Origin of the sequence: Microcoleus sp. K5-D4 (assembly GCF_036704575.1) — a bacterium.
Taxonomy (GTDB): Bacteria; Cyanobacteriota; Cyanobacteriia; order Cyanobacteriales; family Microcoleaceae; genus Microcoleus.
In genome coordinates, this window is record NZ_JAUBSD010000070.1 from 1 (window position 1) to 15078 (window position 15078).

Below are 15078 nucleotides of genomic sequence, written 5' to 3' on the forward strand. Positions count from 1 at the left end.
ATGTCAATATCGGCACCCAAAACACTGCCACTTTGCAAATTTTCGATGCTGAGGGGCCTCCTACAATTAATTTTTCCGAAGCTACTTACAAAGTCAATGAAAGTCGCACAGGAATCGTTCAGAAACAAATTACCCTCACTCGCACAGGGGGGAATATAGACAGCTTTTCCAGGGTGTACCTAGAACCTCCTACTGGTTCAGCCACTTACGGAACAGATTGGATCGTTCCGCCCAATTTCTTTCCTGAACTCACATTTAACCCAGGCGAAAATAGCAAAACTTTCACAATTGACGTTGTTCCGGATGCTCAACTGGAGGGAACAGAAGAAATTGCATTTCGGATCACCAATCGGGATAATTCCATTATTGGCACCCAAAACACTGCCAGTCTGAAAATTATCGATGCTGAATCTATACTCTACAACCGCGCGCCGGAGCGGTATAATCTCATCAGCAATCAACTTCGTTCCAATCCCCGCGGCAACTTCAATTTCACTCTTGCTCCAGACACGTTTACTGATCCCGATCCAGGTGACAGCCTCACTTACTCGTACTCGATAAATCTAAACCCGAACTTCCTCCCCCCCGGGCTGACCTTCGACCCCAATACCGGCACCATCATTCCACCCGATTGGCTTAAGTTCGACCCGAATACGCGGACCTTTAGCGTGAATTTCGATGCGGCAAAAGCCTTCTCAAACACCATTTTCCCAATTAAGGTGACAGCAACGGACAATGCCGGTGCCAGTGTCAGCGACGAATTTAACCTGCGATTCAATGCCATTGAGGGCATCGTAATTGACGGTTATATCTCCGGTGCTACTCTCTTCCTAGACGCCAACAAAAACGGCGTCCTCGATACCAACGAACCATCCACCACAACTAACAGCAGCGGTGAGTTTAATCTCAACATCCCCTTCGAGACATTCGATACCAACAAAAACGGAGAAATCGACCCATCAGAAGGCAATCTAGTAGCCATAGGAGGCATTGACACCGCCACCGGCTTACCCCTAGAAACACCAGTCACCGCACCCCCAGATGCGAGTGTAGTCACCCTCCTAACCACCTTAATCGCCGACTTAATCGACAAAGGAATTGCACCCGAAGAAGCCCAATCTTTAGTCAAAGCCGCCCTTGGACTCCCCGCTGAAGTTGACCTAACTAGCTTAGATCCAATAGCAGCCACCAACAACAACATACCAGGCGGAGTCCAAGTCTTATCCGCAATGGTGAAAGTCCAAAACTTCATCACTCAAACCAGCGCTTTGATTGACGGTGCTTCCAGTGCAGTCAATACCGATATTGTCAAAGCTGTTGTCAGTTCAATTACGGCTCAAATTCAATCTGGTACAGTCTTAAACCTCAGCAATGCCGCAGCCTTAGAACCAATCATTCAGCAAGCTGCCGCTAAAATCCAGCAAATAGACCCCAGTTTCAACAGTCAAACAGTCAGCCAAATTACATCGCAATCCGCGACAGTAATGGCAACAGCCAATCAGCGCATTGATGCGGCTGTCTCCAACCCAACAGGAACATCAATTCCTGAATCACTTGCCCGCCTCCAACAAGTAGCCTTGGGCCCAACCACTCAAGAATTCAAAGAAGTTGGTACCGGAAATAAACCAATTTCCCAGGTAGTTGCTGACAATACTGGTACTGCTTTAGATAGCAGAATTGAAGCTGTAGTATTACCTGTTGGGATTGCCACTCCTGTTGTCAGCGGTGATGCTGATTTGGGCAGCAATTCCCCCAATGCAATTCTCGGTACAAATGGCGACGATATCCTGACGGGCGACAGCGCGAATAATGTGTTGATGGGGATGAGGGGCAATGATTCCCTCGACGGAAGTCTGGGAAATGACACTGTTTTCGGTGGCAAAGGTAGCGATACAATCCTGGGAAGTAGCGGTGATGATGCCTTGCTTGCCGGCCGCGGTGCTGACATTGTGAATGGCGATGATGGTAATGATATTCTTTACGGAGGTAAGGGCGATGATCTGCTGACGGGCGGTTTGGGAATTGATAGTTTGATAGGAGGAATGGGAGTAGATAAGTTCTTACTCTCTACCAATTCCGGTACTGATACGATTACTGATTTTGAAGTCGGTAAAGACTTGTTAGTATTGGGTAACGGGTTGAGTTTCTCGCAATTGGCGATTGCTCAAGATAGCGGCGCGACATTAATCCGGTTGGCACAAACAGGGGAGATTTTAGCTTCTCTCAGTGGTGTTTCGGCTAGCAATATTAGTGCCGTTAATTTCGGGTTGCTTTGAGATTGAGCGCCGGGGGAGCAATCCCTTATCCCCTGGCCATATTCACTCGGCGGTTGAAACCGCCGAATAATCAAGGGGATAAAACCCGCTTTAACCTAACTTTTCACATCAACATCGCTGATATCGCATTCCTGGTAACTGCGAAACTAATCCCAACAATTCCAACTGCAAAAGTATACTAGAAACTTTTCCCGCTTCCAATCCCGCTGCTTCCACAATTGTATCAAAAGAAATCGGCCCAGATACGATCGCACTTAACACCTTAGCCAATTCCGGCTCCAACAGCGGCCCTTGCTTCTCAACCTTCGGATTTGGGGGAAATAGCGACAACTGCTCGGGTCTATCCAATTTTGGCATAGCTCCGAGCATTTCCAACAACCTGTCTTCGCTTAACATTCGATCGCTATTTGGCAGAATTGGATGAGCACCTTTACTCAGCAACTCCAAACATCCAAAAGAACGCTCATCATCCAATCTGCCCGTCAAAACATACACATCCCGGCAAAAATCATTCGCTTGATAAGCAGTAATTAAAGCACCAGATTTATGCGGAGCTTCTATCACGATTGTAGCGCGGCTTAAGCCAGCAATTATGCGATTTCGGCGGGGAAAATTAGTTTTATTCGGTTGAGTACCCGCCGGATATTCACTAATTACCAATCCCTGCTGCAAAAGGCGATCGCACAACCTCTCATTTTGTTTAGGATATACAATATCTACTCCTGTCCCCACCACTGCAAAAGTCCTTCCTCCCGCCTCCAAACAGCCTGTATGAGCCTCTGTATCAATGCCCGCAGCCAATCCCGAAACCACAGTAAAACCGCTTCTAGCCAAAGCCGTACTAATTTTGCGAGCCCACCTTCTGCCGTATTCCGAAGGGCTGCGAGTACCAACCATTGCCACCGTCGGCGTAATTCCTTGATTCTCTTTTACATCAACTAAACCGCGATAATACAACACTGGTGGCGGATTGGGAATTTCCAATAATAAGCGCGGATAATCTGGATCTGCGGGCGTCCAAAAATAGGGATTTTTTATAAGATGTTTTTCGATAAATTCTTCGGGATTGAGTTTAGTGCGTTCTTGCACAATGGTTTCAATTATCTGCTTGCCAAACCCTTCGATTCGCATTAAATCTACTGATTTTGCCGTCCAAGCTTCTGCCAAACTATTGAAATTTTGCTGCAATCTTTGCAACAAAATCGGCCCAATACCGTTAATTTGCGACCATGCTAACCAGTAAGCGCGTTCTTCTACCAACGAGTTGCCCTCAACTTATCTGAGAATAATTTTATCATCTTCGGTTGAATATAGTAGGGAAAGGGCACTACCGTGTTCTGTATTTCCACAGATGCCCGGGTAGGGAAACGGCACTGCCGTGTCGTGTATTTACACGGATGTAAAACTGCTATATAATTTTTTTTACGAACCGCTAAGGCGCTAAGAACGCGAAGGAAATTAAGAGGGATGTTGACAATTACTGGCTAGGTTTTCCAATCTACAAAACGGGCATAAATATAAGCAATAATTTCTCCGATTACCGTCCGAAAACCTTCGCTAGATTTCCACCATTCTTGGGAATTGTAATCTTGCGGTTCCGCCGCTATAATGCCGACTTTAATCTCAGGATTCAGCACTTCTTTAAATACAATCCAACTTCTGCGAGCGTGAGGGCCAAAGGAATAAAGATTAATTGAGTTAACTTTTAAACCTGAAGTAGAAAACCAATCCCGAAGTGCGATCGCAGAAGCAGCCGTGCGGTGTTTCAATACATTAGCGGCGGGTACTGCTACTAATTGGTTTTTATCAAATCCTAGCGCAATACAAGTCGCTGCCGTCAGTTCCGCATAATTTTTATATTCAGCCAGATAGTAGCCTTTACTTAAAGGAACTCCTGTGGTAATTAATTGGCGGTATTCACCTTTTTTGAATTCAGCGATCGCACTTTCGATCGCATAATCCGGCAACCAGCCTTCGACAACCAATATATCTGCTTTAATCGGCGCATTTGCAGCCAAAAATGGATGGATATTTGTAATAATTAAGAGCATTAAAATTATCAACCCCGCGCTTGCAATTACCCAACCTTCCCTAGTAATTGCCCAGATTTCTCGACGACGGATTAAACGAATTCTCATTTTAGAGCATAAGGAAGTTCGGCAACGGATTATGTAACGGATGTAACGGATGAAAGGGAAAGGGATCAGTAAAAGTGTCCAATTCCCTATGCCCCATGCCGCATTCCCAAATTATTTGTGTTTCAGATACTCAAAAACGCTTTTATCCCCGATATCCTGCGGCATCGGTTGAAAAAACTTGCGTACAGCAAAGATGATAAACAAAGCCGCCCAAATAGCAAGCAAAAACTGTTCATTTTCTGCTGACAAAAAGCCGAAAATATGTCCTAAAATTAAAAGAGGAACTCCGGGAGTCAAAAACTTGGTTTCTAGGCGATTAAAGCAGAATGCTTCCTTAAAATAAATGCCATTTAAGGCGGCAAAAGTAAAGCCAATTCCCCACAACGTGGCTGGATGTTCGTACACTGCTAAAGCTAGAGGTTGGCTGCTTTGTAGGGCAACAAACAATGCTGCCGCGCCGCCGATCGCCCAAAACACCTGTAGTGTTCGATGCAGCGCAATCATGTAAATGTGAATAGTTGCCAAGCTGACGCCTAAAGCTATCCAGAAACAAGCAAAAACAGGCGTTACAGCTTGGATTGCCATCGGGTTGTCGCCCTGTTGTAGAACCAGAGTAGTGCCGATCGCAAAACACAGCGCCGCCACCCCCAATCCGGCGCGGTAAATCAACACTCCCGTGCGATCGTTTTGAGTAATCGTAAATTCGCCGAATTGTCCTTGATAGACTGGCGATTCATCAGGTGATTTCAGTAGTTGCATAATAGCTTCCTCCTATCAGACACGAATGTACTTCTGTCAAGATATACTTTATTGATAAACCGAGCCAGCGAGACCGAGCGATGCCTAAATTTAACAAGCCTAAACTTAACCAGCCTAAAGTTAACAAGTCTAAAGTTAACCAATCTAAATTTGACGATCGCCCAGATCAAAGCAAATCCCTTTCTTCACAATCCGACCTTCCTCCAGTTCAGCTTGATGAAACCATTGTAGCAGGCAGAAGACCCAAACCGGTAAACGACTTCCAGCGCCTGCTTGAGGAATTATCCGAATTGAGATCGGGGTTCGATCCAGAAATTTTAGCGCATATCGAGGAAAATATCCCATTTAATGCCAAGCAATTTGAAACTAAAATTAGCAAGATTTTGGGTTCAAAAAATATTGATTTCAGCCTAAAAAATTCAGTCAAATATCTAGATTACATCAAGCAAAATATTCAACTACCGTGCCACGTTACCGGCATAGAAGAGTTTGAATGGGAAGAAGAATATACAATGGGTTCTGGCAGCAAAAAAGAATATGCACGGCTCAAAAAAACTCAACCTTCTTATACTGATAGATTCACAATTAATCGGTTGGAGGATTTGGTGGTTCAGGAAGAAGGCATATTTGTGGAAGTGCAGCGCGTCGGCGATCGCCAAAAGTTTATGTTGCCTTTATCAGAGTTAGAATCAGTTGATGTAATCTCCCGCAACAATCAGTTATTAGATGATTATGCCGTGTGGTTTCTCAATTATTAAGCAAGAGTGGAAAAGTGGAAAAGTGGGGAGGGGAAGAGGGGAAGAGTGGGAGAAGGGAGAAGGGCAGAAGGGGAGAGTGGGAGAGTGGGAGAGTGGGGGATGGGAAAAATCTTCCTTCTTCCTTCTTCCTGACATCCGTTACATCCCGTACATTGCTCGTTGCCGAACTTCCTTCTTCCTTCTTACTAACATCCGAAGAAAGCGAATCCGTTGCCCAACTTCCTTCTCTCTTCTCCCTAACATCCGTTACATCCGAAGAAAGCGAATCCGTTGCCGAACTTCCTTATTAATTAAATGGAAGCTGGCAAGTGCGATCGCGAAACCAAAGCCAAAGCTTCAACCAAACTGCGAACAGCCGCAATCATCGCCACTTCACTATTAAGTTGGCTAACAGCAGAACCGACACCAACACCCGCAGCACCGGCTCCAATAGCGAGCGGTGCGGTGACGCTGGAGATACCGGAAGCGCAGAGTACGGGGACGGATACGGCGCGGGAAATTTCAAAGGCTGCTGCCAAAGTAGGCGCTGCTTTTTCAATTAATCCCAAGGTGCCAGCGTGAATTGGTTGAGCGCTGGTGCCACCTTCGGTTTGGATGATATTAGCCCCAGCTTTGACTAATTCAATTGCTAACTGCACTTGTTTGTCGAGTGCCAAAATGTGGGGAACTGTCACAGAAAGAGTGATGTTTGGAAATAGCGATCGAGTTTCGCGAGTCAACTGCAAAACTTCCTCAGCTTCAAAGCGGCGGCCTACTGCGTAGAAAGCATCAAAGTTACCAATTTCAATCAAATCAGCGCCAGCTTCTACCGCAGGCACAAACTTTTCAGGTTCCACAGCCGATACACAAATTGGCAAATTTGTCAACTGTTTTGCCATCAATACCAAATCTCGATCGGCAGCAATATCGACAAAGGAAGCACCGCCGAGATCCGCTGCTTTGACGACAGCAGCAACGTTGGCGGCATCAAAATTATTTAAACCGCTGATAATTTTCAGGGCGCGACCTTGCTCAAAAGCGCGCTGCAATTTAGAATTTACACTCATCGTTAGTTTTCCAACTCAAAAAATTTCTTAGACTCATTTTGACACGAATTAGAACAATTTTTGATTTTTAATTCTTAATTTTTAATTACTACGCGGCTGTCGAAATTTGTAAACATCTTTGATAACTTGTGCCCAGCCGTCAGAGAGAGATTCGAGAATACGAGCTCCCTTTTCTTTCGTCGCCACCGTCGCATCGCCCAATACACCACTTTCAGTCAACTCTCGCGTCAGCCAAGCAAAAGGCAAATTCCCTTCCATACTCAGCAAACTGTCTGTTGGTAAACCCTGCGGGTACTCGCAAACAGCCAGTTCCATTTTCACCTGTTCGGGTAAAATTGACAACATCAAACTCGTTTCTGCATCACCCGCGTGAATCCCAAACTCCAACTCCTTGGCGCTCAATAATTCAGCAGCCACATTCGGAACCCGCCACACAAACAGCGGAAAAACCGAAAAATCTTGATATTTTTGATGGAGATCCCGCGCCGCAATTTCCATTACCTGTGGCTGTCCGCCGTGACCATTCATTAACACTAATTTCCGAAATCCAGCTTGATAAATACTGTCTGCAATTTCACTGATTACTGCTAAAATTGTCTGAGCACTGAGCATAATTGTACCGGGAAAATGGCAGTGTTCGTTAGACTTGCCATAGTACAAAGGTGGCAAAGCATATGCGGGAATATTTGCGTCTAACTTTGCCAGGGCTTGGCCTGTAACTGCCGCGCTAATTGCCGCATCTACAATTAAAGGCAAATGGGGGCCGTGCTGTTCGAGCGCACCTAGCGGCAGAATTATCACAGTATTTTCCTTATCCGGCATAGACTGAATTTCAGTCCAAGTCAGATATGGAAAAAAGCGCGATGCGGGAATAAAATTGTGCATATTGTGGCGGCAAGAGGAGAGGCAACCAAGGCAATCAACTAGCCTGAAAACTAAAAAGTAATTTCCAAGATAGCTCACATATTCTGTATGTGGGTAGATAATATAGAAATATAGCAGATGCTTTAACAGCGTGGTGATAGACGCTCGCCAGCTCAGAGCGAAAGACGTAGAGATGACTAATTGATGGAAGCTTGGCAAACCCCACAAACTAATTTAACCGACATTCCGATCGCCGATGAACTGTCGCACCGCCTCCCTCGATCGCACGATCAAAAAGCAGAAAACCGAGCGCTGCAAACGCTGGCTCGACAATTGGCAACCTCACCGCACAGGCTGCTCAAAACCCTGGTTGCGATCGCTAAAGATTTGTGCGACGCAGGAAGCGTCGGAGTCTGCTTGCTGGAAGAAAATGCAACTTCCGAACAAATATTTCGCTGGGAAGCCTTGGCAGGAGCGTGGGAATCAGTAGAACATAGAAACACACCCCGCAAATTGCGTTTGTCCGGAACCCCGATCGATCGCCAAACTCCTCAGCTTTACTTCGCTCCAGAAAAAGATTTTACCGACTTGCAACAGCTAGAATTGCCGATCGCCGAAGCATTAGTCGTGCCACTGCAAGCAGAAAATCAATCGCTGGGGGCAATATGGATTGTATCTCACGATTCCGATCGCCAATTCGATGCCGAAGACTTGCAGATCGCGATCGCCCTAGCAGACTTTGCCGTTGCCGCCGTACAAATCGATCGCGCCAATCGAACAAAAGAAGCTTTGCGAGAAAGCGAAGAACGCTGGCAGCTAGCCTTGCAGGGCAACAACGACGGGATTTGGGATCACAACCTGCAAACCAATTGCTGTGTAGTGAGCGATCGCTTTTTAGAGATTTTGGAACGCGGGCCCGAAGAAGTCAAAAACTTCAGCCAATTTTTGAGCTACATTCATCCCGATGATTTGGAGATAATGCAAAGCAATTGGCAGCAGCACTTGCATCGAGAAACCTCACATTACTGCTGCGAGTACCGCGTTCGCTGTTCCGACGGGCGCTACAAATGGGTTTTAGCCAGAGGGCGAGCAATTTGGGACGAGTCAGGCAATCCCCTGCGGGCCGTAGGTTCCCTGACAGATATCAGCGATCGCAAACAAACTGAAATTGCCTTGAAACAAAGCGCAGAACGTTTGAGCGTCGCCATCGAAGGCTCAGGCATGGCAACCTGGGATTTTGACGTGCGAACAAACCGAGTAATTTGGTCGGCGACCCATTTCAGCATTTTGGGCTGCGAACCGGTACCAGGCAGCGAAGCAAGCGCGGCTGTGTGGCAAAAGTGCGTGCATCCAGACGACTTAAAGCAAGTCATGCAAGCAGCCAAAACAGCTCGGGAAACGCGATCGCTCTACTCCCCCGAATACCGCATCATCCGCGCCGACAACGGAGAAATCCGCTGGTTGAGCGCGTTCGGGCGCTATCTCTACGACGCGGCAGGCGAAGCAGTGCGGTTTATCGGAGTATTATTTGATGCTACCGATCGCAAAAAAGCCGAACTCGCCCTACAACAGAGCGAGCAAACCGTGCGCCGTCAACTTCTAGAGATAGAGTCGCTCTACCAAACAACTCCCGTGGGTTTGGCGGTTTTAGACATAGATTTGCGGTTCGTGCGGATCAACCAACGGTTTGCCCAAATGAACGGCTTGGCCGTAGAAATGCACATCGGCCATACCCTGCGAGAAATTGTCCCCGACTGGGCAGACACAGCCGAACCTTTGTTGCGCCACCTTCTAGACACCGGAGAACCGATCCGGAATTTTGAACTCACCGGTGCAACCAGGGCTCAACCCACTGTTATTCGCACTTGGCTCCAGAATTGGTGGCCGCTCAGAGACAGGGGCGGAGAGATTGTCGGGATTCATATCGTGGTACAGGAAATTACCGCTCGCAAAATGGCCGAACTCGCCTTGCAAGAAAGCTACAACCGTTTCCAATTAGCTACAAGGGCGATCGACGGCCTGGTTTTTGAGTGGGATTTGGCAGCAAACTCCGTTTACCGTTCCGAGGGACTGTACTCGATCGTCGGTGTCTGCCCAGAGGATGCACCCGCAACACCAGAGTGGTGGAGAGAACGCATCCATCCCGTCGATTTGGCGCGCATCCAAGCCGAGGAGCAATCAATCTTAAGTGCCGAGCGCTACGAAGTCGAGTACCGAGTCCGGCACGAAGATCGGCGCTGGATCGATGTTTGGGAACGCGGCTGTTTGATCCGCAACCAGCAAGGTGAAGTGACCAAAATAGTCGGCTTCACCAGCAACATTACCCAGCGCAAGCAAACAGAAGCAGAACTGCGCGATCGTGAAACCCACCTGCAGTTTATTCTCGACAGCGCCAAAGACTACGCCATCTTCACCCAGGATCTCGGTGGACACCTTACCAATTGGAACGCAGGCGCAGAGAGATTGCTGGGCTATTCCGAAGCTGAAATCGTAGGGCAGCACGGACGAATCATCTTCACCCCAGAAGACTCTGCAGCCGGAAAGCCGGAACTAGAAATGCACCTCGCGCTGACTCAGGGAAAGGCAGTAAACGAGCGCTGGCACGTCCGCAAAGACGGCAGCCGCTTTTGGGGCAGCGGACTGGTGATGCCCCTGCGCGACGCAGGAGGCGAAGTGCAAGGTTTCCTGAAAATCATGCAGGACAAAACCGAGCGCCGGCAAATAGAAGAAGCACTGCGGCAAAGCGAAAATCGCTACCGCACCCTCGCCGATGGCGTCCCGCAATTAATGTGGATCAATACCGCCGACGGCAGGTTAGAGTTTTGCAACCAGCACTGGCAAAGCTACACGGGCATCAGGCCAGCAGAATTGCCGCTGGCTGCACCGGTGCTGCAATTATTTCATCCTGATGATCTGCCAACAGTTGTCGGCACGCGCACCAAGGCGATTGAAGCAGGGGAAGCCTACGAATTTGAGTGTCGGGTGCGTAGGTTTGACAACACCTACCGCTGGCATCTAGCGCGACTTGTGCCCGTCAAAGACAGGAAGGGACAGGTGGTGCAATGGGCGGGAATCGGGATTGATATTGACGATCGCAAACGAGCAGAAGAAAGCTTAGCAGAAAGCGATCGCCGCTTCCGTTTTCTGGCTGAGTCGTTGCCCCACCTGATTTGGAACGTAGACTCCGCCGGCGAAATTCGTTTTACCAATCAACAAAAGTGGTCGGAATATCTGGGAATGTCTTACGAGGAAGCCGCTCAAAACAATTGGGAGTCCCTGGTGCCGCCCTCGGATTTGGCAGAATCTTGGGCCCGCTGGAAAGAATGTCTAATCACCGGAGAAGTTTATCAAATTGAGCTGCGCCTGCGGCGGGCAGTAGACCAAATGGAACGCTGGCATTTGTCCCGCGCCGTGCCAATTCGCGGCGCGGGGGGCCACATTGTCGAGTGGATCGGCACGAATACCGATATTCACGATCGCAAACAAGCCCAACTCAACGAGCAGTTTCTCTCGGATCTCGAAGTCCGCTTGCGGCAGCGCATCAACCCCGCAGAAATGTTGTGGGAAGCCATGAAAAGTCTAGGAGAATATTTAAAAGTCGATCGCTGTATATGGCACGAAATCGATCTAGAAGCCGATCGGGCAATTGTCGAGCAAGACTGGCACCAGTCCGACCTTGCCAGCACCGTCGGCATCTATAAAATCTCAGACTTTAAGATGCCAGAACTTAAAGCTCTCTCTATCGCAGGTCAAACTGTTGTCATCTCAGATATCGCTACTCACCCCTATACAGCGCATTTGGTCGATAACTACGGTGCCGTGTCGATTCGCGCTTTGGTCGATGTTCCCTGCCTTCAGGAAGGCCGCTGGGTGGCTCTTTTGTTGGTGGCATCAAAGGTGGTTCGGCACTGGCGGCCCGATGAAGTTTGGCTGATGCAAGAAGTGGTGGCTCGCCTCTGGACGGTGATCCTGCACGCGCGAGCCCTGCATGAGCTGCACGAAAGCGAGGCTCGGTTCCGCGCTCTAGCTGACAACATCGCTCAGTTGGCCTGGATGACAGATGCTACTGGGGGGATTTTCTGGTACAACCAGCGGTGGTTTGACTACACCGGCACAACCCTAGAAGAAATGCGAGGCTGGGGCTGGCAACTGGTGCACCACCCGGAACACCTCGATCGCGTTGTCGAAAAATTTAGGCGCTGCCTTGAAACAGCCGAACTCTGGGAAGATACTTTCCCCTTGCGCGGCAAAGACGGATCGTACCGCTGGTTTCTCTCCCGCGCTGTGCCAATTCGCGACGATGGAGGCAAGGTGCTGCGCTGGTGTGGCACCAACACTGATATTACCGATCGAAAAGTTGCAGAAGCGGAACGGGAACGCCTTCTAGCACGGGAAAAGGCAGCGCGGGAAGAAGCAGAACAGGCTAACCGCGTCAAAGACGAATTTTTGGCTGTTTTGTCCCACGAATTGCGGACTCCCTTAAACCCGATTATGGGCTGGGCGAAGCTGCTTCAATCGAACGTTCTGACACCGGAAAAGCAGCGTTATGCCTTAGAGACGATCGAGCGCAACGCCAAACTGCAAACCCAGCTTATCGAAGATTTGCTCGATGTGTCGGGGATTCTGCAAGGTAAGGTCAGCTTGAATATTGCACCTGTGGATTTAGTTGGGGTGATCGGCGCTGCTATTGAAACGGTGCGTCTGGCGGCCGAAGTTAAGTCGATTCAAATCAGCACTCAATTTGCACCGAATCTCGGCCCGGTGTTGGGCGATGCGGGCAAACTTCAGCAGGTAGTCTGGAATTTGCTGTCAAATGCCGTCAAGTTCACCCCGCCGGGAGGCAAAATTGAAGTCGTTCTCGATCGGGTGGACACCAAGGCCCAAATTACTGTAACTGATACGGGAAAAGGTATCGAACCTGATTTTCTGCCCTATGTATTCGACTACTTCCGACAAGCTGACAGCTCGATGACGCGCAAGTTTGGCGGTTTGGGTTTAGGATTGGCGATCGTCCGCCATCTCGTCGAACTCCACGGCGGCACGGTGAAATCCGACAGTCCAGGCGAAGGAAAAGGTGCAACCTTGACCGTCAGGATACCTCTGATGCCGGTGCCATCTCAGACAAGTCCTGCGGGAACTGCGGCACCGGATCAATCCTTGAATTTGAGCGGTATCAGCGTGTTAGCGGTGGATGATGACGCCGATGCGCTAGATTTAGTGGTTTTTCTGCTTGAGGATTGTGGGGCAAGTGTTACAGCAGTTGCTAGCGCCGCCGATGCCTTGGCGGTTTTAACTGAGTCTGTGCCGGATTTGCTGTTGAGCGATATTGGAATGCCCGACACCGACGGTTATATGTTGATGCGACAGGTTCGGGCTCTGGCGCCCGACAAAGGGGGACGGATTCCGGCGATCGCCCTCACAGCTTATGCTGGAGAGATTGACTATCAGCAGGCCCTGGCTGCGGGGTTCCAGCGCCACATTTCTAAGCCTTTAGACCCCGACAAGTTGGTGCAGGCGATTGGGGAGGTACTTGATCGATCGGGCGAAAATATTTTTTAAGGTCTTTTTGTGTCTGAAAAGTCTCTATTTCATGAACCGTGAAGGCGTAAAGAAGGCGAAGGAATAAAGGAAGAAAAAAAGAAGATGTTAATAATCTCAAGTCCTGTTATATCTGAAATATTGCACCATTCTCAATAATGATTTTATTAGCTGGCTAGGAGCAACGGCCCACAAGACAATTCACTCTTTGTGGAACAGGGCGGAAAGCCCGTTCATGAAAACGGTGCAATAGGTCAGATGTAACCAATTTAATCGTCGTTCGATCGCGCATCATCTCAAACAAAAAAACCTCACAGATGGAGGTTTTTTGATGATTATTGGTGCTGACCGGACAGGTTAAAACATCCTGTCCCTGCATGATGCCCACAGCCCTAAGACTCAATTCTTAGCGGTAGTCACTACGCACAGCGGGCTCTCGATCACTCGTTGTAGTTGTATAGCGGACATTTTCTTCGCGTTTGCGGGGAATCAAGCCCAACAAACCAGACAAGCCTAGCAATCCCAACCATCCCCAATCAAAATCGCGATCGGTCTCAGCATTGTAGACATCGGAGCGAGGAGTGGTGGTGGTTGTAGTGTTGTTAGTACCGCCAGTTGTATCTGTCTGAGCTGAAGCAGGCAGATGAGCTGGTGCTAGGGCTAACCCAGCAGCTATAATACCTGCACCGATTGCTTTGGATAAATCAGAACGTTTCATAATTCAAATGCTCTCTGTTGGCTAAAATCTTTAACTATCAAAACTATATCGATTGGCTTTTAAAGTTAAATCCACCTCTAGCAGTAAAGATGGTTATGTTCCACCTATAACTAGAGATTGATATCAAATTTTTAGCAGGCGCACAAAATTAAAGATTGCTCGCAGAGGCACTCCAGCACTAGAAATCGCGGGTCTGACACCTGACTCGGTTGTGAGGCACTCCGGCACTCTCGACAATAGACAAGGTGTTGTTGACAAAAAAAGGTAAACTCAGATATTGCACAGATAAGTGTTTAAACTCGATCGACGGAGATAAAAACTTTTGGGTATAGAGCTACGCAGCTACGTATTTCTAGACAACTTGCAGCCACAGCACGCAGCATACATCGGCACCATCGCCGCCGGATTCTTGCCGCTGCCAGGGGATGCGTCGCTGTGGATAGAAATCTCCCCCGGTATCGAAATTAACCGAATTACCGATGTCGCCCTCAAATCTGCCTCCGTGCGCCCGGGAGTGCAAATAGTCGAACGCTTGTACGGCCTTCTGGAAGTACACTCGGGTCAGCAGGGGGAAACGCGGGCAGCAGGCAAAGCAATTCTAGAATTTATGGGAGTTCGCAGAGAAGAAGGTATCAAACCGCGAGTGATTTCCAGTCAAATTATTCGCAACATTGACCCTCACCAAACACAATTAATCAACCGCACCCGCCGCGGACAGTTGCTGCTTGCGGGACAAACGCTTTACGTTTTAGAAGTAGAACCCGCTGCTTATGCAGCGCTGGCGGCCAATGAAGCAGAAAAAGGCGCATCTATTAACATCTTAGAGGTTCAGGCTGTAGGCAGTTTCGGACGGCTTTACCTCGGCGGCGCAGAACGAGATATTATAGCAGGTTCCCAGGCAGCAATTGCGGCGGTGGAAAACGTGACTGGTCGAGAAAATCCAACAATTTTTGGTCGCAAGGAATAGCCGTTAAAGGAGAT

The 15078-nt window shown here is 48.6% G+C and carries 10 protein-coding genes; 4 read left to right on the forward strand and 6 right to left on the reverse strand.

The features are described from left to right. On the forward strand, positions 1-2276 hold a 2276-nt coding region (locus QUA77_RS20190; protein WP_333452073.1), incomplete at its 5' end, for a Calx-beta domain-containing protein. A 108-nt stretch (positions 2277-2384) separates the two neighbouring features. Here QUA77_RS20190 and dprA read toward each other — a convergent pair. From dprA to QUA77_RS20205, 3 genes are all read right to left on the reverse strand, one after another. Beyond that, positions 2385-3536, reverse strand: coding sequence for a DNA-processing protein DprA (gene dprA / locus QUA77_RS20195; RefSeq protein ID WP_333452075.1), 1152 nt, complete (start codon positions 3534-3536; stop codon positions 2385-2387). 224 nt (positions 3537-3760) lie between these two features. Further along, the gene (locus tag QUA77_RS20200) at positions 3761-4414 is read right to left on the reverse strand and encodes a YdcF family protein (RefSeq protein ID WP_333452076.1); all 654 of its coding nucleotides are present in this window, start codon (positions 4412-4414) and stop codon (positions 3761-3763) included. 111 nt (positions 4415-4525) lie between these two features. After that, positions 4526-5173 carry a DUF2301 domain-containing membrane protein gene (locus QUA77_RS20205; RefSeq protein ID WP_333452078.1) on the reverse strand — a complete coding sequence of 216 codons (648 nt, stop codon included), beginning with the start codon at positions 5171-5173 and terminating at the stop codon, positions 4526-4528. 80 nt (positions 5174-5253) lie between these two features. On the opposite strand from QUA77_RS20205, the gene QUA77_RS20210 reads away from it, so the two are divergent. Further along, complete coding sequence (locus QUA77_RS20210; protein ID WP_333042566.1) at positions 5254-5931, forward strand: calcium-binding protein; 678 nt, start codon at positions 5254-5256, stop codon at positions 5929-5931. Positions 5932-6221: 290 nt separating this feature from the next. Here QUA77_RS20210 and QUA77_RS20215 read toward each other — a convergent pair whose 3' ends face one another. Together QUA77_RS20215 and QUA77_RS20220 are read right to left on the reverse strand one after the other, a co-directional pair. Next, the gene (locus QUA77_RS20215) at positions 6222-6977 is read right to left on the reverse strand and encodes a DUF561 domain-containing protein (protein WP_333149087.1); all 756 of its coding nucleotides are present in this window, start codon (positions 6975-6977) and stop codon (positions 6222-6224) included. A gap of 81 nt (positions 6978-7058) precedes the next feature. Next, the gene (locus QUA77_RS20220; RefSeq protein WP_333452080.1) at positions 7059-7862 is read right to left on the reverse strand and encodes a creatininase family protein; all 804 of its coding nucleotides are present in this window, start codon (positions 7860-7862) and stop codon (positions 7059-7061) included. Between the two features lie 183 nt (positions 7863-8045). Between QUA77_RS20220 and QUA77_RS20225 the strand changes: the two genes are divergently transcribed. Next, complete coding sequence (locus tag QUA77_RS20225; RefSeq protein ID WP_333452082.1) at positions 8046-13400, forward strand: PAS domain S-box protein; 5355 nt, start codon at positions 8046-8048, stop codon at positions 13398-13400. Positions 13401-13785: 385 nt separating this feature from the next. Here QUA77_RS20225 and QUA77_RS20230 read toward each other — a convergent pair whose 3' ends face one another. Beyond that, positions 13786-14097 carry a WGxxGxxG family protein gene (locus tag QUA77_RS20230; RefSeq protein WP_333042574.1) on the reverse strand — a complete coding sequence of 104 codons (312 nt, stop codon included), beginning with the start codon at positions 14095-14097 and terminating at the stop codon, positions 13786-13788. 322 nt (positions 14098-14419) lie between these two features. Here QUA77_RS20230 and QUA77_RS20235 point away from each other — a divergent pair, with 322 nt between their 5' ends. Continuing rightward, positions 14420-15064 (forward strand): hypothetical protein, encoded by a 645-nt coding sequence (locus QUA77_RS20235; RefSeq protein ID WP_333042577.1) that lies wholly within the window; start codon positions 14420-14422, stop codon positions 15062-15064. Positions 15065-15078 lie beyond the last annotated feature (14 nt).

Coding starts and splice junctions, on each gene's coding strand:
- QUA77_RS20200 (WP_333452076.1), bottom strand. CDS start 4,414: ATGAGAATTCGTTTAATCCGTCGTCGAGAAATCTGGGCAATTACTAGG.
- QUA77_RS20205 (WP_333452078.1), bottom strand. CDS start 5,173: ATGCAACTACTGAAATCACCTGATGAATCGCCAGTCTATCAAGGACAA.
- QUA77_RS20210 (WP_333042566.1), top strand. CDS start 5,254: ATGCCTAAATTTAACAAGCCTAAACTTAACCAGCCTAAAGTTAACAAG.
- QUA77_RS20215 (WP_333149087.1), bottom strand. CDS start 6,977: ATGAGTGTAAATTCTAAATTGCAGCGCGCTTTTGAGCAAGGTCGCGCC.
- QUA77_RS20220 (WP_333452080.1), bottom strand. CDS start 7,862: ATGCACAATTTTATTCCCGCATCGCGCTTTTTTCCATATCTGACTTGG.
- QUA77_RS20225 (WP_333452082.1), top strand. CDS start 8,046: ATGGAAGCTTGGCAAACCCCACAAACTAATTTAACCGACATTCCGATC.
- QUA77_RS20230 (WP_333042574.1), bottom strand. CDS start 14,097: ATGAAACGTTCTGATTTATCCAAAGCAATCGGTGCAGGTATTATAGCT.